This is a genomic window from Tenacibaculum sp. MAR_2009_124 (genome assembly GCF_900105455.1).
Taxonomy (GTDB): domain Bacteria; phylum Bacteroidota; class Bacteroidia; order Flavobacteriales; family Flavobacteriaceae; genus Polaribacter.
The window spans coordinates 33,383-56,861 of the sequence record NZ_FNSF01000006.1; the positions used below are offsets into that span (position 1 = coordinate 33,383).

Below are 23,479 nucleotides of genomic sequence, written 5' to 3' on the forward strand. Positions count from 1 at the left end.
AAGAAATAATGCCAAAGAAATCAAGTTCAAGAATACCTTTAGGTATAAAAAAAGTTCCAGAGAATATTGTAAATAAAACTCTCAGTGATCTAAAAGGAAATGACGAAACTACAAAAGTTGATAGGGAAATAGAAGAGGGTGATGCTTTAAAAAAGCAAGGAGTAAAAAAGAGAACCATTGAAAAGGAGGCCAAAGAAGAGACTAATGATTCTAAAAAACTTAAGTCCTTTAAAAAAATGATTGGAAGTGAGTTTTATAATGATAAGAAAGTCGTATTTAATTTTTCATTAAGTGGAGATTGTAGTGATAAAGTAGAAGAGCTTGTCTTTATTTATAACTACAAGAATAAGGCTAAACTTAATAGAAATGATGTAATAAGAAAACTTGTAGAGAAATTTGCTCTTGAGGATGCTCAAAACTTGATAGATGAATTAGAATAAACGATTATGGATAAATTTAATTCCTTAGACATATATATTACATGCGCTGTTGGGCTTTCATTACTTTATTACTATTTCATTTGGAAAGTGGTTCGTAAAAAAAACAAAAAAAATGTTGAAAATATGCAAATAAATGATAAATTTGTAAATAATTCATCAACAAAAGAAAGTTTAAAAGAAGAATCTACAAGTTTCGATAAATTGTTTCAAGAAATGGAAGATGACGTTTCTAATAGCGAACTCTTAAATGCTTTTAAGGTTGATGAACAAGAAAATAATAATTCTAAATCTCAACCAAGTAATGAAAATTTTAAGATTATCAGAAACGAGCCAAAAGCTCCAAAAGAAGACAATTTGGATACCTAATCATATTGTCATTTTTATTTTTCTATTCTTCGTAGGAAACTTAATAGGATATGCACAACTTGATCAACTTGCAAATGAAGTAACAAATTTCGTAGACACATCAGGGTCTATTGCAGATGATTTTATAAAAATAGTAAAAATCATTGCTTTTGTAGCATTGGGAATCACCGGACTAGGATTTCTTTATTTAAGAAATAACAATCAAGATTTATCGGAAAAAATAGGTAAAATCGTATTAGGCATAGCTATCTTCTTGATTTTACTTCAGGTAGGAGAGTCTTTGAGAAGTTAAAAAAATGACTCATGGACGGTTCAGTGAAAATTAAAAAAGGACTCCAAAAGGAAGTTCTTTTTTACAATTTAAAAGCAAAATACATTAATTACTTTATTGGCGTTGGTTTTTCTATAGTACTTATAGGGGTTTTATTATCTATTGTAGTAAGCACTTATTTAGCCGGTAGTTTAATGATCATACTTATTATAGTTTCATTTAGCATATTTTTCTTTTATTCAAAAACTTATGGCGAAAATGGGTTTATAAAAAAAATGGCTGATCGAAAAATGCCTAGTTCAATAAAATTAGATCAAAAATTCTCAAACCTATTATTATGGAAAAAGAAATAACGCTAATGGAAAGTTTTCCTATTTACGGTTATGAAAACAATTCCCTAATTTCAAAAGAGAAAGGTTGTATAACTATTCCTATAGAAATTAAACTTCCAGATGTATTCACATTAGATCAAGACGACTATGATAGATTAAATCGTCTTAACATGACTATAATCGACACATTAGGTCCAAATACATTAATCCATAGACAAAATTATTTTCTAAAGGAAAAATATACGCCTATAATAGAAAACCTAGAAGGAGATCCTCTACAAGTTGCTAGTGAGAATCATTTTACAGGTAGAGAATGTTTTAGATTATATACATATTGGTATATATCTATTGTTCCTAATAATTACTTTAAATCAAGTGCAAACAAGGTTAATCGATATTTAAAAAAAAAATTGGATAGTTTTTTTGATTATAGTGTGCATGAAGATTATATGAATTCGGGCTTAATCGATTCATTTCATGCTAAGGTAAGTAATGTTTGTAATTTAATTAATGAATGTGAAATCATAAGTGCTAATATTTTGACCGAGAAAGAACTTTTTAATAATAACAACGGTTTGTTTAAAAAATATTACACTCTTAGCAATGACATAGATAAAGCTACCGATATATCTTTTGATGATAATACAATACATGTTGGGAATAAAAGAGCTCAATTTTATACTATAGAAAATTTAGATCAGTTTACAAACGAAGACATTCATCCTTATAACTACTATAGAAAATTTAGTTCGGAATCAAATCCTTTTCCAATAGGAAATTTATTTTCTATTGGCTTTAAAATACCTTTTGAACATATTATTAACGAATATACATATATTCCAGAACCAGAAAAAGTTATAAAAGGATTAAGAAACAAAGCTAAAAACTTCAAGAAATATGGTGGTGATAGTATTGATGATAATAATGTCATTTATGCAAATCAAATCTATGAGTTTAATAAAGAAATAATTGAAACTCATAAAGATCTAGTCTTTTACCATTTAAATGTGGTTGGTTTTACTGATAATAAAGTCGAATTTAATACCATGTGTCAAAAGATAAAAAGCGCTTTTAATAATATTAAATTAAAACCTATTGAAAACACTTTAGATCGAAAAAATTTGTTTTTTGCTGGCGTTCCCGGAAATGCAATTGGAATTTCCTCAGACATGTATATGCCCATGCCAAGTGATATGGCAAGTTATCTAAGCTATTATGAAGGTGAATATTCAGAACCAGGTTGGGCCATAGATGGCGTAAGATTAGTGGATAGAATTAATGGTAGACCACTATCAGTAAGTTGGTATAAAAAGCCTGAGGAATTGGGTTGGATATTTAACAGAGGAACATTAGTAGCTTCCGGGTCCGGTGGAGGTAAGTCCTATATAGCAAATCATTATTTTGCTTCAGAACTAAGAACTGGTGCCCATATAATTATAATGGAAGATGGTGATTCATATGAGAAATTAGTTAAATTCTATGGTGGTATTATATTGGAAAACAATGATGAGAAACCATATACTTTTGCTCCTTTTAAATTAGATAAATACGATTATGTTAATTCAAAAGAAAAAGGAAAGAAATTATCAGAAGAGAAGATTGTCTCATTGGTAACTTTATTGTTAGTTATATCGGGAGGAGTCGATCAAAAGGTTGTTAGTGTTGATCATGAGGTGAGAAAAACGGTATTGGAAAACAGCATTGTAGGGTATTACCAGTATATGTGGGAGAATGATATAAATGATTTTTCATTTAATACATATTACGAATATTTGAAAAACAACTTAGAGAAGACCATACGGGATAAAAAAATAGAGAAGGTGTTTGATATAAATACTTTTTTCTTTCTTCTGGAAAAGTACTATAAAGGAGGGGTAAGAGAGGATTTACTAAATAAAGACGATGACAGAATAGGTAGGCTAAGTAGTGAGAGACTTATTTATTTTAAATTAACTGGAATTATAGATAATGAACTTCTATTTCCTATATTTTCATTAATGATAATGGAGATATTTAATAAAAAATTACTGGATAAAGAAAAAAGACACATCAATAAAATTTTAAACCTCGACGAAGCTTGGAAAGTTTTAGTTAGACCTGAATTGGAAGATTATTTTAATGCTCAATCAAGACTTGCACGTAAATATGGTGGACAACCAATGTTTATTTCTCAAAAAGTTGATGATTTTTTAGCTTCAGAAGTAATTAAAAATGCTATTGTAGTTAATTCTCATATTAAAGTTTTTTTGGATATGAATGACCTTGAGCAAAACTTTGATCCAATTCAACAAATGATGGGGTTAACCGACAAACAAAGGAAATCTATACTAAGTATAAATAAAGATCTTCCTGAAGACCGAAAATTAAGAGAAGTAGCCATTGCTTGGAAGAGCAATATAAAAGTCTATGGAATAGAGACTTCTCTTGAAGAAAAATGTATTTATGAAACAAAACCTAATGAGGTTAAAAAAATAAATACGATATTTGATAAGCATAGGAATTGGGAGATAACTGCTAAGACCTATGCGGGTAAATAATATAATATTCTAATTCTCAAATCTCTCAACCATGAAATACTATTTAATAATATTTCTATTTATTTTATCCACAATTAGTGGATATACACAAGTAGCAACAATAGATGTAGGTACTCATACTGCTTTAACAACTTTAAAGGGCTCGGTTCTTACTACAAATGCTAAACTTTCTAAAATGACAGCTCAAAATGAAGTAATCATTAAAAAGTTAGCAGATATCATTACTTTATTAGAAAAACAAAATAACATATCCAAAGACTCAAAGGATATACTTGACGAAGAGCTTACTGCAAAAAAAACTACTCCAGATTACGTTTTTAGTTCTAGAGAAATTCAAGACGCAATTGTGTTAAAGGATAAAATTATTAGAACATTTAATTCTTCCAAAAGAATTATTGAAGAGTTGGAATTTCTTGAAAGAAAAGAAATAGAGAGTTTTATAACTTTTTGTGCCAGAACACTAAGAAAAGCAAATTCATTATTCAAAGAATCAAGAAAAATTCTTCAAACGAAATCTATAATAAACCCAGAGGAAAGATTAAAAAGAATAGATCAAATAAATATAAAACTTGAAAGTCTTCTTGATGCCTTTAATCAAAATACAAGTGAATTAAGATCTATTAACCATAGTAGAAAAAGCAAAAACTCGTTGATTAACCTTTCAAAGAGCTAAGCTATGGTATTAGTTACTGAAAATCCAGGGATGAGAGAAATGGTTAATTCTCTTTTTAATAGATATATCAGCGATGCGTTTGCTAATGTAAATGTATTCGTTGAAATGGGCCAAATATTTGCGCATATAGGTATTGCAATTATTGCATTGCAATTATTCATTAGTGAAGATAGGACAAATGTTTTTAAGGCTCTTAAATGGGTTCCTTTGGCTGCATTATTATTTATGTACAAGGAGTTTGTTGGAGCAATATTCCAATTCTATAATAATATAGGTTCTTCACTTCAACATAATGACATTACTTGGGATACCATATTTAATAAAATATCAGTAGCTCAGAATTATAATATAGAAGCTAGTGGTATAGGGGTCGGTCCTAGTTTACTTTTTAACCCATCAGCTTTGGAGGGAGTAATCATGACTCAAATAGTAACAATTTTGGTGTATTTAGGTGCCGGAATCAGTACTATTATTTTTATAGGAGTTAAAGCAATGTCTGTAATTTATTTGTTTGTTTTAATTGTTTTTGGCCCTTTGAACATAGGTTTATCTTTTATACCTGCATTATCAGGTATGTGGAAATCTTGGCTTCAGAAATTTATGTCAGTGTGTCTATGGATACCAATCCTTTACTTGATTGATAACTTTATGTTAGGGGTTATGGATAATGTTATATCTAGATTATTACACCCGGAAAATATTGACACAGGAATGGTACTGACTGGGACTTTACTGATCTTTATGAATGCTTTTATTTATTTAAAAGCACCGACTTTGGCAAACTTTGTTGTACAAGGTATGAATGTAGGTGCTAGCCAATTAAAGGATAAACCGAAACAAAAAGGTAAAAAAGCTGTTCAAGCGGCTATGGATGCAAAAACAGGAGGAGCTTCTAAGGCTGTAAGAACAATTTTTCAATAATTAATTATGGAATACAAAATATTTAATGATATATCTAAGTCTGAGAAAAAAAGTAGGAAAATAATATTCTTTTCTATTACAAGCGTTTTGTTGATCGCTATAGCTGCGATGCATTATGTCTATAAAACAAATGAAAGTGTAAAAAATTCATTTTACTTAATTGATGGAGGTCAAAAAGTCGCAACAATAAGGGTGAAAGATTTTAGAAAGGCCGTGGATATTCTTACCGAAGGGCATATTAGTCTTTTTCATCAGTTATTTTTTTCAATCGAACCAGATTGGGAGTATATAAAACGAAATATAGAAGAAAAGGCTCTATATATGATCGACAGATCGGGTACAAAAGTTTATAACGATTTACTCAATGATAATTATTTCGAAAGTGTAGTAATGAGCAGATATCGCATTGAAGTTGAAATGGATAGCATGAACATTGACTATAGCAAATATCCCTATAAGTTTATGTTTCATGGAAAGCAAAAGATTTTTTATAAGAGAGATATCACTTATAGGAAACTTATTACTAAAGGCTATATAGAAGAAACGGCCGTAAGTCCGAATAACCTAAACGGAATGAAAATTATTGATTGGTCGATAGTTAATAATGACGACATAAGTAAAAATTAGTAAAATGAAATTTAACAAAGAAAAATTCGAAAATTGGATTAAAAAAAATTTATTATTTGCTGTTCTTCTACCTATAATTCTTTTTGGGGGAGGCTATTACGTATATGCCAGTATTAAGAAAGTTGGTGTGAATCAAGGTGTCTCAATTGAGAAAGGTTACAATAACAAACTTCCTTTTAAAAAGAAGGAAGTTGAAGTAAAAAACCCACAAGATTATTATAAGAAAGAAGTTAAAGATTCAATCATTAATAGTTCTGTAAAAAAACACCAAATAAAATCTTTTACAAAAAAAGACAGAGAAAAGGATAGTTTCACTAAAGTTTTGAATAGTCTGGAAAATTTCTCTTTTAAAGAAAAACCAAAGAAAGAAAACACAAGAAAAACATATAATAAAAATAAATCGGTTAACTCTAGTAAACCGTATAGCAATAAAAGTGAAAGCGAAAGTATAGATCAATGGAGGCAAAGGATTGAAAAAGAAAATGAAGACTTTTACAACTCACCTTCTGCAAAGTATAATGAAAGTAATTCTGTTCAAAAGACTTTAAAAAGTGATAATGAAATCTATGCCGTTGTTTATAAAGATCAGGAAATTTTGAATAATGGAAGAGTATGGTTACGATTGAGTCAAGATGCTTTAATTAATGGAGTTATTTTTAAAAGAAACACCTTGTTTTATGGGTTTACAAAATTTGCTAAAAACCGTATTTATATCAATATAAATAGTATTAATGATGTTAAAGTCAATTTATCAGCCTATGACGCTCAAGACTCTAATATCGGTCTTTATACGGAAGTAGAATTTTTCAGTATTGCCTCTAATGAAATTCATGATGACGCAATAGATGAAGTAAACACTTCTAAAATTCCATTAGGAAATACGTTAAAAAGAATTATAAAAAAGAAAAAGCGAGTAGATAAAGTTCCTTTATTAAATGAATCAAAATTAACACTTAAAACGAACTAAAACATGCATAGAAATTTATATATTATCATACTATTATTTGGCGTTTCATCTTATTCTCAAGTAAGAAAAATATACGTTAATAGTAACAATAAAGTTTTTTTAATATTCGATAGTCCTATTAAGCATGGCAAGGAAGGATCCAGAGAGTATATTTTCGGGTATAATAAAAATTCACCTAACAAAATAGGAAATTTAATTGCTAAAAAAAATGCTAACCCAACTAATCTTTTTGTGGTTACTACGGACGAAAAAATGTATTCTTTTGAATTAGAATATAAAGAGAATCTAAAACCTGAAGAATTTACATATATAGTTAACCCTAAATATGCAATAGGAGGAGGTAATAACTTCTTAAAATCAGAAAAAAGAGAAACGAAAAAAACTAATGTAAAAGTAGTAAGTAAAACAATAGGTCATGATAACTATGATTATCATTATCATGAATCAAATCCAGATGAAGGAAGATATCTTAATCTCTCTAAAAAGATTGCACTTAAAGATGAAAGCTATTTTAGAAATCAGATAAGAGTAATTGATAAAATATACTTTAGTTTAAAAAATTACTATTATAACAAAGATGAGCTATATTTTTATTTTGAAATACAAAATCATTCGAAGTTAGATTTTGATATTAACTTTATTAAATTTTTTACTACTACCAAAAAGAGAAAGAACAGAACTATTTCTCAACAAATATTTCTAGGTCAGAATGGCTCTCCTATGCTGACCTATAATCTTCCTAAACGAATAAAAAAAGGGCAAAAAATAAACTTTGTTTGTGTCTTTAAAAAATTCTCACTTAACAAGAATAAGTCTCTTTTGATAAATCTCTCAGAATTGAAAGGGGAAAGAGTTCTTGAACTCGATATTCTAAGTAAAATAATAAATAATCCTCAAATATTTTAATTTATGAAACAAATATTCTTTATTCTCACTTTATTAATAAGTCTACTTTCTTTTAATAAAGTATTTTCTCAAATCGATGATACATCAATGGTAGGTTTAACTGTTGGTGCAGCCGAAAATGGTTTCGGCTTCTCATTAAATTATAATTACTATTTCGAAAGAAATGAGTATTTATCAGGTGATATCTTACTTACTTTTTCATCAGATAGAGTTAGTGAATTTAACATAAGAGTACCTTATAATGCTATATACCTAAATGCAGGCTATTTCAATCAATTTTATGAAACCAATCGAGAACTATTTAGGTTTAGTGCCGGTGCAGGTCTGAGCTTTGGTTATCAGGTTATAAATAATGGATCTAAAGAAATTGAAACTGGAGCTTTGATTACTTCAGACTCTAAGTTTATTTATGGAGCATTTATTGGAATTGATACAAAACTGTTTATTTCATATAAATATACAGGAATGTTGGTGTTAAGGGAGTTTTATCATATCAATAGTGATATAGGAAAATTCACCCCATATATAGGTCTAGGAGTTACTTACTCACTTTTTTAATTATTCAAAACTTTAACTAATGAAAAAATATATAAATATTGGTATAAGAAGCGTTGTTCTTATGCTTTTAATAATAGTAGCCTGTACTCACGAGGTTGATATTAAAACGGACTTTATGTTTGAAGTCAATTTCTCACATAATGAGGAAGGTTTTATGAGAGATTATTTAGAAAACACAATACAAATTGTTCCGGAAAGAAAAGTAAAAGGAGTTAAATATTCCTTTTCTTATAAGGTGAAGACTGGTGAGGGTGAATTTCATTTTCAACCAGATACAGCTTTAGAACCATTAAGAGATTATCCCATTGAGGATTTAGAAAATTTCGAATTTAAAACGCATTATTATGCTAAAAAATTAGGAGAAAACAAGGTTGAAATAACGATTAAAGATAGTAATGGACAAGAAAACAAATACGACCTAATTTATAATATTAAATATGCAGATTTTACTTTTATTTTTAATAAAAGTGCTGAGGAATATCCTATAGGAGTCAAATCTCCATTTGCATTAACCTTACTAAATAATAAGGATGGGGATCAAGATTTCAAAATAACTTATAATATTGAAGATGGTGATGGTAAATTTTATAATGCCGATACACTATTTTTAGAAAAAGGAGAAACTCATTTAGTAAAAGAAGGTGTTGCTACATGGAGATATGAACCAGATGTTATTGGTACACATAAAATAGTAGCTACTGCTGAAAATATCGATGGAAATATCATAGAACGTATAGTTGAAATGGACGTCAGAAATGTAAACTGGACATTTGATATATCTGGAAGAGAAACTTCTACAGTATCTACGGAAAACATGGAGGTAACCGTTGATTTGAATACTATAGATACAAATAATAATCCCACTTATAAATATTATATTGAAGTTTTAGAAAATGATGGGGATATTATAGATGATCAAAATAATATAATAGTACCTGGAGAAAGAGCCGATATTGTTGAAGGAACTAAAACTTTTAATTTTAAACCAAGGAGTTTAGGAGACACAAAAATAATGTTCTATGCAATAGATAATTACAATGAGGTAAAAAGAGATAGTTTACAAGTTAGGGTAGAGCGTGTTCCATACACGTTTACAGCCGCTTCAACAGTTCAAGATATTCAAGTAAATGAGTTAGCTCCGATTAATTTTGGATTAGATCCTCAAGGAAATTTTGAAGGACTTGAATATAATATTAAATATGTTATAAATAATGGAGAAGGAGTAATGCTTGATGAGAACAATCAAGAAATACCTATTGCACAAAATAAAGAGGTGAACCCTGGAGATTGGACGTGGAAATTTAAACCAAGTTCTGTTACAGAAAACACTTCGGTTACTTTTACTATAATCGATAGTTATGGAGAAGAAAAAACGCAGGAAGTTAATTTCAATGTAAGCAATGTTGATTTCGATTTTTCTGTAACACCTTCTCAAGTTGTACATGTTAATCAGTGGAACCAAATGACATTTAGTTTAGTGCCTTCAGGCGATCAAACGGATATTGCTTATAAAATGTCTTACGATTTAATAGAAGGTAGTGGTGTACTAGGTAAAAGAAATTCAAATACTAGATATGATCAAAATGTTCCTTTTGATGTTCAAATAGGTACTTATTCCCTTGATTATATTCCTTCTAGTGTAGGAGTCCATAAAATTAATTTTAAAGCAATATCAAACACTGGTAGAAGTAAGACAATACCACTAGAAATTGAGGTTGTAAGTACAGCGTTTAGCTTTACAGCAAATGCAACTAATAGTGAGATTTTTAAAAATTATGAAGATAATATTGCTCTTTCATTACAACAGCAACAAGGAAATAACACGATTTCTTATACTTTAGAATATAATATTGTTGGAAACGGAAAATTATATAAGGATAATACTGAGGCACCAGCCTCTCAAACAATAGAACCAGGTAATTATACTAATTACAAATTTTCTTCTGAGGTTGCTGGTAATTCTACTATCAATTTTAAAATAACAGATAGTAATGGTACTGAACAAACCCAAGAATTAATATATGTTGTAAATAATACTGATTTTACAATTAACTCTTCAGGAGATGGTAATCTTTTTATCAATGAAGATAAGCCTATATTGTTTAGTATTTCTCAAGAAAGTGAAGATAGTAGTGCTTCTTATCAATATAAGTATGAGGTTGTAAATGGTTCAGGAAAACTAAAAACTCCAGAAGGAGTAGAAGTACCTCTTGCTTTATATCAAGATGCAGAAGTTGGTATTAATAATTTAGTTTTTACAAGTGATTATATTGGTGAAACAAAAATATTAATTACATCAAAAGATAATTACGGGCATTTTCATACTACTGAATTATTGTTTAATACTAATAACATAGAGTATAATTTCAATGCAACTAGTAGTGTTAATGAACTTAATATTTTAGATGAAGCTTTAATTAATTTTTCTATCGTTCAAAATAGAGAAGTAACTGGAATCACCTACACAATGAACTATGAAACAAATAGTGAAGGTGTACTAATTGGTAGTGATGGGATTGAAAAAGTGCGAGGTGTTGACTTTGATGTTCAAAGAGGTGTATTTACTATGAAATACAAACCTAGTAGAGTAGGGGAGCACACTTTAACATTCAAAACAAAAAGTTCATCAGGTGTAGAAAGAACAAAGCAAATATTTCTTAATGTAACCAATATCAACTTTGCTCTTAGTGCAACGGTTCCTAGTACAGTATATGTAAATGAACAAAATCCTTTTGCTTTTTCTTTAGTAGAACAAGGATCTCCTTCAGGAGCTACATTTACGATGGAATATAACGTTTTACAAGGTGCAGGAAAATTTTATAATGGAAATAGCATTGTTAATGAAAGCATTCCTTTTGATGTAAATACAGGAGATTTTGGTTATACGTTTTTACCTTCTGAAGCCGGAACTACGTCTGTTGAGTTTACAGTAAAAACAAATACTGGGGCTGAACTAAAAGTTGTAAAGAATTTTGAAGTTATTGCTACTGATTTCTCGTTAAGAGTATTTGCAACAGATACTAATATTGCTAAGAATGAAGAGGATAAAATAACGGTTTCACTACAACAAAATGCAACAAATTCTAACATAACTTATACACTAGAGTATAACATTGTCGGAAATGGAACTTTATATAAGGATAATAGCGAAGCACCAGCTTCTGAAAGTATTACGCCAGGTAATTACAATAATTACAAATTTGTATCGTCTGAAGCTGGTGCAAGTACTATCAACTTCACTATCAACGATAGTAATGGACAAACAGAATCTCAACAATTAATCTACACTGTAAGTAATCCTAGTTTTGATTTAAATACTATCGGTGGTACTGAACTATATTTAAACGATTCAGAAGATTTCACTTTCAATATAACACAACAATATACAGATAATCAAGCTTCATATCAGTATTCTTATGAGTTCGTTCAAGGAAATGGAGAATTAAAAGATAGCAGTGGTTCTGTGATTGTTCCTGGTTCATATTATGATGCCTCAGTAGGATTAAATCAATTGAACTTTGAGGCTATTAGAAATGGAATTAACACTGTTAAACTTACGGTAAGAGATAATTACGGTAACACTCAATACAGAGAAATTACCTTTACAGTAAATGAAATTTCTTTTGATTATAGTGCAGCTTCAGCTTCAGCAAATATAGCTTATGGTGAAGATATTAAAATCACTCAAAATATTTCTTCTCAAGTAGAGAACGGCAATATCCAATACGAATTATCATATACGACAAGCGGTACTGGGACTTTATCTTACAATGGCGTTGATTATTCTCCAGGAGAAGTTATTGATGTATCTGATGGTCAATTTAACACTTATTATAAAGGATTAAGTGTTGGTACTCATGAAATTATTTTTAGTGTTAAGAGTACTCAAAATATAACAAAAACTTCACAAGTTAGAATTGATGTAAGCTCTATCGATTTTAATTTCTTAGCAGACGCTCAAGACAATAGTATTTACAAAAACGAGGAGACAAATATCAATTTTGATATTAGCGAAAGCGTAGGTTCTTCATCTGATACTTATGAAGTATCATATTCATTAACAAGAGGTGGTGGAATATTAAAGGATATTACGGGAACAGCTCTTACTTCTTCAACATTTTATACGGTTTCTAGTGGACCAACAAATTGGATATTTGAAGGAACTGATGTTGGCGAAGTCGAAATCAAATTAATAGCTAGAAATAGTACAGGTACATCGAGAGAAGTTAAAGTACAATTGGAAGTAAAACAAACAGATTTTGTTTTTCAATCTATAGTAGCTGAAAGCGCCGCTAATATTAACGAAGAAGTTCCTGTAAGTTTTGTTCTTACTCCTAATGGAGAAGAGAACTTAACCTATGACTTACTTTTTAGTTCAACTGTATCAGGTAAACTTAAGTTAAACGGTACTAGTTATAATGCTGGACAACAAATAGTGGTAACACCAGGTAATTTTGTTGGTTCATTTACAAGTTCAGTACCGGGAACAAACGACATTACTTTTGAGGTAACCGCTTCGAACAATGTAAAGAAAACAGATAATATCACTATAGATTTTGGTGAACCGGATTATTCATTCTCCGCAGATATTGAAAAAACTTCAATGTATAAAGAAGAAAGTAGTGATATTAACTTTAATATATCTCAAAGTGGATCTGCGCTTAATTATGAAATAGCATATATTATAAATAGTGGTAATGCAGTGATAAAAGATAGGAATGGAACTATCTTAAATTCAAATAGTTTTTATTCAGTACCTCTTGGAAGTTCTAATTGGGTTATTGAAGGAAGCGACGTAGGTAATGTTGATGTAACTTTTAAATCCAAAAATAGTACAGGAACTGAAAAAAATGTAAACGATGATATAATAGTCAATAAAACAGATTTTAATTTTACTGCTATTGCTGCACAGACTTCATCTTTTGTAAATGAAATTGTACCTATCAATTTTGTGTTAACCAGATTAGGAACTGAAAATCTTACCTATAAAATGGTTTATTCAAGTTCTTTAAATGGTAGTTTAAAAATTGGAACAACAACATATAGTGCTGGAGAGGAAATAACTATTAATCCTGGCAACTTTAATGCTGAATATATCGGGGAAAATCAAGGAAATCACGATATAGAGTTTAGAGTTACGGCCTCTAATGCTATTGCAAAATCAGATAATACAAAGATAGATGTTTCATTTCTTGATTTTACATTAACTGCTGATTCGCAAGATAACAGTATCTATAAAAATGAAAGTACTAACTTAAACTTTAATATTAGTCAAGCTGGTAACCCACTTACTTATGAAATGTCGTATACAATTAATAGTGGTAATGCTACTGTTAAAAATGCAGCTGGTAGTACGTTGAATTCTTCTTCTTATTACCCCGTTAGTCATGGTAATTTTAATTGGCAATTTATAGGTTCAGTTGAAGGAAATGTTTCAATTACATTTACCGCTCGTAATTCCTCTGGAGCTACGAAATCCAAAACAGTAGATATAACTGTAAATAAAACAGATTTTAATTTTAACGCTGTTTCTACTCAAACAACTGCTAATGTGAATGAGGAAGTTCCTGTAAACTTCTCTCTAACTAAATTAGGTACGGAAAATATCACATACAAACTATCATTTGCTTCTACTATTAATAGTAGTTTAAAAATGGGGGGTACTACCTATAGCGCTGGAGAAGAAATTACTGTTATTCCTGGTAACTTCTCTGCTGATATTATAACACAAGAAAGCGGAACAAATAAAGTTACATTTACGGTTGTTGCATCTAATAATGTTACTCATAATAAAGAAGTGACTATAACAGCTGCTCCGTTAGACTTTACTTTAACTGCTGATTCGCAAGATAACAGTATCTATAAAAATGAAAGTACTAACTTAAACTTTAATATTAGTCAAGCTGGTAACCCACTTACTTATGAAATGTCGTATACAATTAATAGTGGTAATGCTACTGTTAAAAATGCAGCTGGTAGTACGTTGAATTCTTCTTCTTATTACCCCGTTAGTCATGGTAATTTTAATTGGCAATTTATAGGTTCAGTTGAAGGAAATGTTTCAATTACATTTACCGCTCGTAATTCCTCTGGAGCTACGAAATCCAAAACAGTAGATATAACTGTAAATAAAACAGATTTTAATTTTAACGCTGTTTCTACTCAAACAACTGCTAATGTGAATGAGGAAGTTCCTGTAAACTTCTCTCTAACTAAATTAGGTACGGAAAATATCACATACAAACTATCATTTGCTTCTACTATTAATAGTAGTTTAAAAATGGGGGGTACTACCTATAGCGCTGGAGAAGAAATTACTGTTATTCCTGGTAACTTCTCTGCTGACATTATAACACAAGAAAGCGGAACAAATAAAGTTACATTTACGGTCGTTGCATCTAATAATGTTACTCATAATAAAGAAGTGACTATAACAGCTGCTCCGTTAGACTTTACTTTAACTGCTGATTCGCAAGATAACAGTATCTATAAAAATGAAAGTACTAACTTAAACTTTAATATTAGTCAAGCTGGTAACCCACTTACTTATGAAATGTCGTATACAATTAATAGTGGTAATGCAACAATTAAAAACGCTGCCGGTAGTACGTTGAATTCTTCTTCTTATTACCCCGTTAGTCATGGTAATTTTAATTGGCAATTTATCGGTTCAGTTGAAGGAAATGTTTCAATTACATTTACCGCTCGTAATTCCTCTGGAGCTACGAAATCCAAAACAGTAGATATAACTGTAAATAAAACAGATTTTAATTTTAACGCAATTTCTACGCAAACGACTGCTAGTGTTGGTAATTTGGTTCCAGTGAATTTTACATTAAGTAAGCTAGGTACTGAATCTATTAGCTACAATTTAAGTTTTTCTTCAACTATAACTAGTAAATTAAAAATAGGAGGAACTACATATACAGCTGGTCAACAAATTCCTGTTAATATTGGTAATTTCTCTGGAGATTTAATTACAGAAAGCACAGGTAATAATGAAGTAACTTTTACCATAACAGCTTCTAATAATGTGACTAAATCAGATGATATTTCAATATCTATATCACCATTAGATTTTACTTTAGAGGGTAGTCCACAACAAAATAGCATTTATAAAAATGAAAGCACTAATCTTAACTTTGAGGTTAGTCAGTCAGGAACACCGCTTACCTATGAAATGTCTTATGTTATAAATAGTGGTAATGCGACAATTAAAAACGCTGCTGGTAGTACGTTGAATTCTACTACTTATTACCCGATTAGCCTTGGTAATTTTAATTGGCAGTTTGTTGGATCTTCTGAAGGAAATGTATCAATTACATTTACTGCTCGTAATTCCTCTGGAGCTATAAAGTCAAAAACAATTTCAGTTGAAGTAAAACAAACAGACTTCACTTTTACAGCAATTGCCGGACAATCTTCGACTAATGTAAATGAAAGCGTTCCAGTTAATTTTGTTTTAACAAAATTAGGAACCGAAAATGTTACATATAATTTAGTATATAATTCGAGTTCTAATGGAACCTTAAAAGTTGGAGGAGTAACCTATAGTGATGGGCAGCAAATCACTGTTAATACAGGAAATTTCTCTGGAGAATATATTGGGACGAGTAATGGAACTCACAGAATTGATTTTACAGTCACTGCGTCAAATAATATTGTTCACTCTGATTCTGAAAATATATCATTTAATCAAATTGATTTTAATTTTAGTGGTGATATAGAAGAAACTAGTATCTATAAAGATGAAGAAAGTAATATTAATTTTAATCTTAATCAATCAGGAACATCTTTATCTTATGAAATTTCATATGTTTTTGAATCTGGTAATGGAGTGATAAAAAATAGTTCAGGAGTTACGTTAACTTCTGCTACTTATTACCCAGTTAACTTAGGTAACTTTAATTGGAAATTTATTGGAACTAATGATGGTAATGTTAAAATAAAATTTACTGTACGAAATACATCAGGAACTACAAAAAATGTAACCGATGATATAACAGTTAATAAAACTAATTTTAACTTTACTTCTATAGAAACTAACTCATCTAGTAACGTTAATCAAGAAATACCTATTAATTTTATTTTAACAAAATTAGGAACTGAAAATATAACTTATTCTATGATTTTCACTTCGAATGGAACAGGTACTTTAGAAATAGGTGGAAATATATATTCTCCAGGACAGCAAATATCTGTAACATCAGGAAATTTCACAGGAAACTACACTGGAACCAGTTCTGGAAATCATAATGTCACCTTTACAGTAGTAGCGTCAAATAATATTACCAAAAATGACAATGTATCAATTGAGTTTAAGTCTGCTAATTTTATTTATTCTGTAAATGGTTATGGTGATACCATTCAAGAGACAAACACAACGAATTTGATACTGAATATAACACCAGAAGATTATTCAATATCTGCACAATACAAATTAACTTTTACCTCCAACCTAAATAACTCTATAACTTATAATGGAAATACATTTAATTCTGGAGAGGAAATTACTTTAAACAGTTTAAATAACAACCTCATATACAATGGAATTAACTCTGGAGATGATACTATAAATTTAAGTGTAGTTAATAATTTTAATGTTACTAAAGTTAAAAATATTCAGGTCAAAGTGGTTGAGAAAACTCTGCTAGAAAGTTTCACTTATGAATGTGATAGAAATTATAACAGTGGATTTACAGCGACATATCATACTTTAAAATTGAGTAATCAAAATATAAATTATATTGATATTGAAATGTATGATCATTATACTGGGCAGTTGTTAACTGATTATCCTCCAATATTTGGAAGCTCTGGAACTCTAACAAAAACAGATTATCTAAACACAATAAATACAACAAGGGAATTAGGTTTAAGAGAAGCGGAATACAGAAGTTGCCTTACATGTAGCCCTCCTGGTTGTAAACCAAGAAGGAAATTCAGGTTAAAAGATGAATTTGGTTTCTGGTCAGATATTTTGATATCAACAGAAATTTAGTATCTTTGATTACGTAATAATTATTAATAGCGGTGTTTAATGACGCTATTATAAATGAAAAGGGCAATTAAATAATTGCCCTTTTTTATTTTCACATAACGTATTTATTATCTGACTATGATTCTAGATAAATTAACATGTTTTTTAATAATATTTTACTTTCAGAAACTTTACCTTTATCTAAGTAAAATCTTATCCTATTAATATAATCATTATATTTTTCCTTATTACTTAATTCTATAAAGCTATTTTCTAAAGTTCTAGCATTATTTAAAATAGATAAGGGTTTATTTATTTGATCTACCTTTCTTAATTTATTCTCTAACCTAATTCTAAGGTCTGAATTTTTGATATAGTAAAAATCTTGTTTTACCTCCAAATTTCTATTAATATCCTCTTGTGAATTTACAAAAGAGACTACTGTTAAAGTCAATACTATTGATAATACTATTTTTCTCATTTTTATTTTGTTAGATTAATTTTAATAATTCTTTTTTCAGATCTTTATATTGGTCATTTTTAAAACCTAAATCTTCTCTATTTTTTAAAGTTTTCTTTGCTAGGTGAATAATACTATTGTATTTAGACTTATCCTCCAAACTAAAATAAAACTTGATAAAAACCTTATAAAAGGTTTCATAACTCTCATTAGTTACAGTCTCATGTTGATTAAGAAAATCCTTGATAAAAGATTTCGCCTCTTCTGGAGACATTTCATCTATATTATTAGGAATTTGAAACGATGATTCATTCGAAGTTGAAACCGCTTTATTTGCAGAATCACTATTTGGACTATTTTCTTTTTTGCAACTAAAACCAATTACAATTAAAAAAATTATGATTAAAAACTGTCTATATCTCATGTTTTTCGTTTTGTTTAGTTTAATAATATTTCAAATATAGTTATTTTTTACGTAAATAATTAGCAAATATTAATTTATTTACGTTTTAATTTTATTTTAAGAATATCTATAACTGTATTTTAATCAATATAAAAAATACCATTACGGTTTATCAGTCTTATAATTGATTATAAGCAAACTATGTACTCCATTTTTTGCTAAACGTACAAAAAAAGGGATCTTTTACAAAATCCCTCAACCAAAAAAGAATAATAATTTTCTGATTCTGATTCTTTGTTTAAACGAAAGAAGTATTATATAAAACCTTTCTATTATCAAGTTCATCTTTGATCTTTTTTGCTTTTTCTTTTGTTTTTTGATAAGGGGGGTTCCAGTTTTTTAATCTATGGTATGCTCTCATACTATAACCAAATCCAACATCATTATAACTAGTAATTTGATCATAATATAAATTATCATATTTCTCTAACCTTTTTAAAAGTGTTTCAGTCTTATATTTTTTACACATAATATTCTATTTTTTTAATAAAATCTCCCAAGATTACTCTCGGGAGATAATCCAATTATTTTACATTTTATATAAATCTACTTTTTCTATTACGGTATCGATTCTATCTTGTAGTTCATCACAATAGACGTTTTCTTCTTTTTCTTTAGTTTCTTCATATTTATGATTTAAAAATCTCACTGTATATGTATCATTGAAGGCCAATGTTATAAGTACCCAACCTCTATGATGATAACCGTTAACCTTAAAAATCAATCCCTTATTCATTAAATTCATGGCGTCTTGAAAGCCCCAGGACCATAAAATTGAAATGTTAGCTTTTAACCATTGTAAGGTTTCATTAGGGTTAAATTCTCTCTCCGAATATTCATTCATAAATTTTTGATGAAATTTTGCTTTTTTCATATTCCAAACTTTTAGATTATTAATTAATATTTGCACGTATAAACAGCTTAATACGAAGTTTTCGAGGAAAGGAAAACGGAATAAATAAGCGACATAGGAGCGTATGCCGTAGTCTTTTCGAAGTAAATTGAGAGAGCTGTCCTTCGTGCTACTATTCATTAGTATAATAGCACGGAGTGCGTTCCTTAATTTTGGTTCTTTATCATCAGGTAAAAGAACAATAAGAATAAAGGTTCGATACCTTTATTCTTATTAGTTTTACAATCTTTTAAGTATAATTCTAAAAAAAAATGAAATTTTTAATCCTAAGTAAGGGTTTTGTCTATAACAAAAGAAAAAAAAAAGTTAGTTTTGTTGAAAGAAAAGAAAATTACTACAAAACATTATAAATTTACTAGTAGTAAATTCTAAGTAAATTTCTCACTTTATTCTTTTAAATAATATTCTGAATTAATCTGATCTAAATATGATGTTCTAATACATCATATTTAGACATCAGTATTTTTTGAGTTAATCTTAGAACGTTTTTATAGAATCTATATTTGAGAGGCATATGTTTCTTTCTTATATCAATTGTTAAAACACACTTTACTCAATTAAGAGCCTCTATATCGTAACAAAAACTAGTCAATATACTAAAATACAAGACCTAAACTAAAAAATAATTGTTTCTTCTAAGGGTTTTGTCGATGTTTATTTGTTAAAAAAAAATTATGTTTGTTAAAAACAAGAAAAAGTGTCAAAAAGAATAAGAATTCATATTGCAGAAGATCATCCACTGGTTAAAGATGGTATTGTCTCACTATTAGACAAAGTACAAATCGAAGTAGTAGGTTTTACCCAAAATGGAATGGAGACTATAAAATGGTTTGAAAACAACCAGGCAGATGTCTTAATTCTAGATTTGTCCTTGCCTATTATTAATGGCACAGACTTATTAAAATATTTTAAAGAAAATGACATAAGTACTAATGTTCTTATACATACTGCTGATGGTAATTCAGGCGTTATAAAGGAAGTATATAAAATAGGAGCTCTAGGCTACATCTTAAAAGATGATAATAAATATGATATAAATGAAGCCATAATAAATGTTTATAATGGTAAGTTCTTTTTTTCAGAGGGAATTGACAAAACTCTTATACAAGAGGCTCAAGATGAAATATTTGAAGAAAACTATGTTAATGAAGCTTTAAATGATTTATCGAAAAGGCAAAAAGAGGTACTAGAAATTATAGGAGATTCATATGATTATAATGGAAAAATAATATCAACAGACTTAGGGATTTCACCAAGTACGTTAAGAGATCATATAAGAAATATAAAGAAAAAATTAAATATAGACACTAAAGCTAAATTTCAATTTATTAAGATAGCAATCAATTTCGCAAAAGGAGAAAAAAATCAACAATAAGATTTTTCATAACTTTATGAGTTAATTTAAAACTCATAAACATGAAAAAATTACTTTTATTATTAGTTGTAAGCATCGCATTTATCTCTTGTACTGATAACTCTGAAGAACATGAAGAATTACTTAAACAACAAACTCAATTGGTCGACAAAGGATCAAATTCAACAGTCGGAGGCAGTTCTGGAGAAACAGGAAGTAACGACGAGGAATAAAAACTGGATATTATATCTATTTTTTATTCTTATAGGGTCCTTTTTCTATTTACATATTTATATTCCTCTTGATAACCATAGCTTTGTTAAAGCTAAAAAGCTACATATTCAAGAAAAAGAAAAGAGAACTAAAGCTTTAAATGCTATTAAAGAGTATTCTAAAGGAACTATATATTATGATGAATATTTAAAATATAAGGTTTCTACTCAAAATGCATGGAACGAATTACTAACAGAAAAAGAGAATCAAAAGCTTTTTATATTTGACTCTCTACATCAGTTTTTAGAAAGATTCGGACTAACATTGGTTATTTTCGTCGGAGCATTATTTAATTTAATAAGAAGCTTCTACAGGGAGCCTTATGTGATTTTTCCAAAGGTAGTAAACGCATATATTTTGTCTATTTCTGTATTTTACTTCTTCTGGATTTTTCAAAAATTTCAAGATGTAAGTAAAGTCAGTTATATTTTAATCACTTTGTTTTCTGCTTTTTTGATTTCAGTCGCCGTTTATCTCGCAACAAAAAGAAGAAAATTATATGTTGACCGAATTAAAGCGGATATGATTGAGTTAGCTAAGAAAGCCATTAAAGATTCTCAAATAGAGAAGCGTCCTGAAATGATTGATTTTATTGAAAAACTTGTAAAAAAGTAAAAACAAGAGTTCCATTTGATTCAAAACTTAAATAAAAACATTTATAAAACACAACTATTAACAAAATGTAGCAAAATGTTAAAAGTTTTATATCTTTCTCAGCTATTTTTCAACCTTTAAACCATTAAATTCAAATGAACCCTAATAGGCGTAATGTTAAAAGTTTTTCTGAAGATGCTGTGGATATAAAAACTAGAAGTAAAAACTATTTAACTCTAAAAGAGGTTAGGTTAATTTTGAAGGCTGCTAAAAAAACTAGATATCCAGATAGGAACTATTTAATTATATTAATGATGTTTCGTCACGGATTACGAGTAACTGAAGCAACAAATTTACTTATTAAAGAAATCAATTTCGACACATCTCACATATGGATTGAAAGATTAAAAAAAGGTCAGTCCGTAACTCATAGAATAGATGGAGACGAACTAAGAGCTATTAGACGGTATTTGCGCTCTAGAAATGATAACTTACCATGGCTATTTATTAATGAAAGAGGTAATCAGCTAACTAGGCATGCTGTATATCAAATGATAAAATCAGTTGCGAAAAAAGCTTCTATTGAAAATGTACATCCTCATACTTTAAGACATTCTTGTGGATTTTACTTAGCTAATGAAGGACACGGAATAAGAGTTATTCAAGATTATTTAGGGCACAGAGATATTAAGCATACAGTTATTTATACTAGAATTACGGGAAGACAATTTGAAAACATTAAATGGAAATAATGTTTTCGAAAAGTATTAACTAAAAAGATATACTTTTATAACGCATAATATTAGCTAAATCCAATTAATAGGAATCAGATGAAGAACGATAAGGTTGGTATAAAACCTGAAATTAATAACAAGCATAATCCTGAGAAAAGTGGGAAGTATATCAAAAGGTTAAGAAAAGAGCTTGGTCTTAATCAAGTTCAATTTGCACAAAAATTAGGCTTATCTCAAGGAAATATCTCAGATTTGGAAAGAGGAAAATATGATATAGTATTATCTCGATTCATAGAGATATGTAAAAAACTAGATTTTGATGATTTCGATAAAATTCTAAAAAAATAAAATATCTGTTACAACAGATTTTTAAATTATTATTTGTATATTTACATCAAATAGTTGATCAAACTCTTGATTCATTAGGTTTTATTAGTAATTTCCTTTTAACATCAAGAGTTTTTTTAGATTAAACAAAAAATGTATATACTTTATGTATATACTTTGTAATATAATAATTATGCATAATAATGAACTACCTCGAGGCAGAGCCATCGAGGTATCAAAACAATCGGAGTTGATCAGAATGTAGCTTCTCATAATCTGAATTACCTTGATTTTGAAGATACTTTTTTATCACTTCCTCATTTGCATATTGACCTACTGTATTAACATAATAACCGCTTGTCCAAAATTTTCCTCCCCATAAAAACCTTTTAATTTCTGGATGAAGTCTAAATATTTCTTTCGCCGTTATACTTTTTACTGCTCCAATAATCTTTTTTGGAGAATTCATAGGAACACTTTGAATCAAGAAATGAACATGGTTACCATCAATCCCTATTTCCAAAAACTGAATATCATATCGTAACTCTAGTTTCAAACATAAATCTTTAAATGTCTTTGAAATATCCGAAGTAAAAACTGTTCTTCTATATTTTACTGGACATACAAAATGATATAAAATCAAACTTTTATTATGACTCTTATAAATATGTTCGCTCATAATTACAAAAGTACATATCTTTACGCTACACCCGAGGCAGAGCCTCGGGGAATTCTATCGATTAAAAAAAAATCAAATAAAAGATATGAAGGTTTACATCCCAA

At 28.9% G+C, this 23,479-nt stretch carries 21 protein-coding genes; 16 read left to right on the plus strand and 5 right to left on the minus strand.

Annotation, left to right across the window (positions count from 1 at the left end; genetic code table 11):
• Window positions 1-8 precede the first annotated feature (8 nt).
• From BLW23_RS16590 to BLW23_RS16645, 12 genes are read left to right on the plus strand one after another with little or no spacing between them, the layout of a single operon-like run.
• The gene (locus BLW23_RS16590; protein WP_093671962.1) at window positions 9-440 is read left to right on the plus strand and encodes a hypothetical protein; all 432 of its coding nucleotides are present in this window, start codon (window positions 9-11) and stop codon (window positions 438-440) included.
• 6 nt (window positions 441-446) lie between these two features.
• Window positions 447-806, plus strand: a complete 360-nt coding sequence (locus BLW23_RS16595) for a hypothetical protein (RefSeq protein WP_093671964.1) — start codon at window positions 447-449, stop codon at window positions 804-806.
• Window positions 742-1,098, plus strand: a complete 357-nt coding sequence (locus BLW23_RS16600) for a hypothetical protein (protein WP_093671966.1) — start codon at window positions 742-744, stop codon at window positions 1,096-1,098. The genes BLW23_RS16595 and BLW23_RS16600 overlap by 65 nt, the downstream gene beginning before the upstream one ends.
• Before the next feature lie 11 nt (window positions 1,099-1,109).
• Window positions 1,110-1,430: a DUF4133 domain-containing protein gene (locus tag BLW23_RS16605; RefSeq protein ID WP_093671968.1), complete on the plus strand. Its 321-nt coding sequence runs from the start codon at window positions 1,110-1,112 to the stop codon at window positions 1,428-1,430.
• Window positions 1,415-3,946 (plus strand): TraG family conjugative transposon ATPase, encoded by a 2,532-nt coding sequence (locus BLW23_RS16610; RefSeq protein ID WP_093671970.1) that lies wholly within the window; start codon window positions 1,415-1,417, stop codon window positions 3,944-3,946. The genes BLW23_RS16605 and BLW23_RS16610 overlap by 16 nt, the downstream gene beginning before the upstream one ends.
• Before the next feature lie 31 nt (window positions 3,947-3,977).
• Window positions 3,978-4,619, plus strand: a complete 642-nt coding sequence (locus BLW23_RS16615; RefSeq protein WP_093671972.1) for a hypothetical protein — start codon at window positions 3,978-3,980, stop codon at window positions 4,617-4,619.
• A gap of 3 nt (window positions 4,620-4,622) precedes the next feature.
• Window positions 4,623-5,540, plus strand: coding sequence for a type IV secretion system protein (locus BLW23_RS16620; protein ID WP_093671974.1), 918 nt, complete (start codon window positions 4,623-4,625; stop codon window positions 5,538-5,540).
• Between the two features lie 6 nt (window positions 5,541-5,546).
• Window positions 5,547-6,167 carry a hypothetical protein gene (locus BLW23_RS16625; RefSeq protein ID WP_093671976.1) on the plus strand — a complete coding sequence of 207 codons (621 nt, stop codon included), beginning with the start codon at window positions 5,547-5,549 and terminating at the stop codon, window positions 6,165-6,167.
• A 4-nt stretch (window positions 6,168-6,171) separates the two neighbouring features.
• Window positions 6,172-7,134, plus strand: coding sequence for a conjugative transposon protein TraM (gene traM, locus BLW23_RS16630; RefSeq protein ID WP_093671978.1), 963 nt, complete (start codon window positions 6,172-6,174; stop codon window positions 7,132-7,134).
• 3 nt (window positions 7,135-7,137) lie between these two features.
• Window positions 7,138-8,040 carry a DUF4138 domain-containing protein gene (locus BLW23_RS16635; RefSeq protein ID WP_093671980.1) on the plus strand — a complete coding sequence of 301 codons (903 nt, stop codon included), beginning with the start codon at window positions 7,138-7,140 and terminating at the stop codon, window positions 8,038-8,040.
• Window positions 8,041-8,043: 3 nt separating this feature from the next.
• The gene (locus tag BLW23_RS16640; RefSeq protein ID WP_093671982.1) at window positions 8,044-8,598 is read left to right on the plus strand and encodes a conjugal transfer protein TraO; all 555 of its coding nucleotides are present in this window, start codon (window positions 8,044-8,046) and stop codon (window positions 8,596-8,598) included.
• A gap of 19 nt (window positions 8,599-8,617) precedes the next feature.
• The gene (locus tag BLW23_RS16645; protein ID WP_093671984.1) at window positions 8,618-17,599 is read left to right on the plus strand and encodes a TraQ conjugal transfer family protein; all 8,982 of its coding nucleotides are present in this window, start codon (window positions 8,618-8,620) and stop codon (window positions 17,597-17,599) included.
• 115 nt (window positions 17,600-17,714) lie between these two features.
• Here BLW23_RS16645 and BLW23_RS16650 read toward each other — a convergent pair whose 3' ends face one another.
• The 4 genes from BLW23_RS16650 to BLW23_RS16665 form a co-directional block, all read right to left on the minus strand.
• A complete protein-coding gene (locus tag BLW23_RS16650) occupies window positions 17,715-18,059 on the minus strand; it encodes a hypothetical protein (protein WP_093671986.1) in 345 nt (114 codons plus the stop codon).
• Between the two features lie 10 nt (window positions 18,060-18,069).
• The gene (locus BLW23_RS16655) at window positions 18,070-18,462 is read right to left on the minus strand and encodes a hypothetical protein (RefSeq protein ID WP_093671988.1); all 393 of its coding nucleotides are present in this window, start codon (window positions 18,460-18,462) and stop codon (window positions 18,070-18,072) included.
• Between the two features lie 277 nt (window positions 18,463-18,739).
• Window positions 18,740-18,970: a hypothetical protein gene (locus BLW23_RS16660; RefSeq protein WP_093671990.1), complete on the minus strand. Its 231-nt coding sequence runs from the start codon at window positions 18,968-18,970 to the stop codon at window positions 18,740-18,742.
• A gap of 60 nt (window positions 18,971-19,030) precedes the next feature.
• The gene (locus BLW23_RS16665) at window positions 19,031-19,375 is read right to left on the minus strand and encodes a hypothetical protein (protein ID WP_093671992.1); all 345 of its coding nucleotides are present in this window, start codon (window positions 19,373-19,375) and stop codon (window positions 19,031-19,033) included.
• A gap of 736 nt (window positions 19,376-20,111) precedes the next feature.
• On the opposite strand from BLW23_RS16665, the gene BLW23_RS16670 reads away from it, so the two are divergent.
• The 4 genes from BLW23_RS16670 to BLW23_RS16685 all read left to right on the plus strand — a co-directional run bounded on the left by BLW23_RS16670 (window position 20,112) and on the right by BLW23_RS16685 (window position 22,717).
• A complete protein-coding gene (locus BLW23_RS16670) occupies window positions 20,112-20,789 on the plus strand; it encodes a response regulator transcription factor (RefSeq protein ID WP_093671994.1) in 678 nt (225 codons plus the stop codon).
• Between the two features lie 111 nt (window positions 20,790-20,900).
• On the plus strand, window positions 20,901-21,656 hold the full coding sequence (locus BLW23_RS16675; protein WP_093671996.1) for a hypothetical protein: 756 nt from the start codon (window positions 20,901-20,903) through the stop codon (window positions 21,654-21,656).
• 134 nt (window positions 21,657-21,790) lie between these two features.
• Complete coding sequence (locus BLW23_RS16680; RefSeq protein WP_093671998.1) at window positions 21,791-22,387, plus strand: tyrosine-type recombinase/integrase; 597 nt, start codon at window positions 21,791-21,793, stop codon at window positions 22,385-22,387.
• Between the two features lie 78 nt (window positions 22,388-22,465).
• Window positions 22,466-22,717, plus strand: coding sequence for a helix-turn-helix domain-containing protein (locus BLW23_RS16685; RefSeq protein ID WP_093672000.1), 252 nt, complete (start codon window positions 22,466-22,468; stop codon window positions 22,715-22,717).
• A gap of 214 nt (window positions 22,718-22,931) precedes the next feature.
• Here the strand turns inward: BLW23_RS16685 and tnpA are convergent, their stop codons facing one another.
• On the minus strand, window positions 22,932-23,375 hold the full coding sequence (gene tnpA / locus BLW23_RS16690) for an IS200/IS605 family transposase (protein ID WP_093667899.1): 444 nt from the start codon (window positions 23,373-23,375) through the stop codon (window positions 22,932-22,934).
• Window positions 23,376-23,479 lie beyond the last annotated feature (104 nt).

Coding starts and splice junctions, on each gene's coding strand:
- BLW23_RS16590 (WP_093671962.1), top strand. CDS start 9: ATGCCAAAGAAATCAAGTTCAAGAATACCTTTAGGTATAAAAAAAGTT.
- BLW23_RS16595 (WP_093671964.1), top strand. CDS start 447: ATGGATAAATTTAATTCCTTAGACATATATATTACATGCGCTGTTGGG.
- BLW23_RS16600 (WP_093671966.1), top strand. CDS start 742: ATGAAAATTTTAAGATTATCAGAAACGAGCCAAAAGCTCCAAAAGAAG.
- BLW23_RS16605 (WP_093671968.1), top strand. CDS start 1,110: ATGGACGGTTCAGTGAAAATTAAAAAAGGACTCCAAAAGGAAGTTCTT.
- BLW23_RS16610 (WP_093671970.1), top strand. CDS start 1,415: ATGGAAAAAGAAATAACGCTAATGGAAAGTTTTCCTATTTACGGTTAT.
- BLW23_RS16615 (WP_093671972.1), top strand. CDS start 3,978: ATGAAATACTATTTAATAATATTTCTATTTATTTTATCCACAATTAGT.
- BLW23_RS16620 (WP_093671974.1), top strand. CDS start 4,623: ATGGTATTAGTTACTGAAAATCCAGGGATGAGAGAAATGGTTAATTCT.
- BLW23_RS16625 (WP_093671976.1), top strand. CDS start 5,547: ATGGAATACAAAATATTTAATGATATATCTAAGTCTGAGAAAAAAAGT.
- traM (WP_093671978.1), top strand. CDS start 6,172: ATGAAATTTAACAAAGAAAAATTCGAAAATTGGATTAAAAAAAATTTA.
- BLW23_RS16635 (WP_093671980.1), top strand. CDS start 7,138: ATGCATAGAAATTTATATATTATCATACTATTATTTGGCGTTTCATCT.
- BLW23_RS16640 (WP_093671982.1), top strand. CDS start 8,044: ATGAAACAAATATTCTTTATTCTCACTTTATTAATAAGTCTACTTTCT.
- BLW23_RS16645 (WP_093671984.1), top strand. CDS start 8,618: ATGAAAAAATATATAAATATTGGTATAAGAAGCGTTGTTCTTATGCTT.
- BLW23_RS16650 (WP_093671986.1), bottom strand. CDS start 18,059: ATGAGAAAAATAGTATTATCAATAGTATTGACTTTAACAGTAGTCTCT.
- BLW23_RS16655 (WP_093671988.1), bottom strand. CDS start 18,462: ATGAGATATAGACAGTTTTTAATCATAATTTTTTTAATTGTAATTGGT.
- BLW23_RS16660 (WP_093671990.1), bottom strand. CDS start 18,970: ATGTGTAAAAAATATAAGACTGAAACACTTTTAAAAAGGTTAGAGAAA.
- BLW23_RS16665 (WP_093671992.1), bottom strand. CDS start 19,375: ATGAAAAAAGCAAAATTTCATCAAAAATTTATGAATGAATATTCGGAG.
- BLW23_RS16675 (WP_093671996.1), top strand. CDS start 20,901: ATGAAGAATTACTTAAACAACAAACTCAATTGGTCGACAAAGGATCAA.
- BLW23_RS16680 (WP_093671998.1), top strand. CDS start 21,791: ATGAACCCTAATAGGCGTAATGTTAAAAGTTTTTCTGAAGATGCTGTG.
- BLW23_RS16685 (WP_093672000.1), top strand. CDS start 22,466: ATGAAGAACGATAAGGTTGGTATAAAACCTGAAATTAATAACAAGCAT.
- tnpA (WP_093667899.1), bottom strand. CDS start 23,375: ATGAGCGAACATATTTATAAGAGTCATAATAAAAGTTTGATTTTATAT.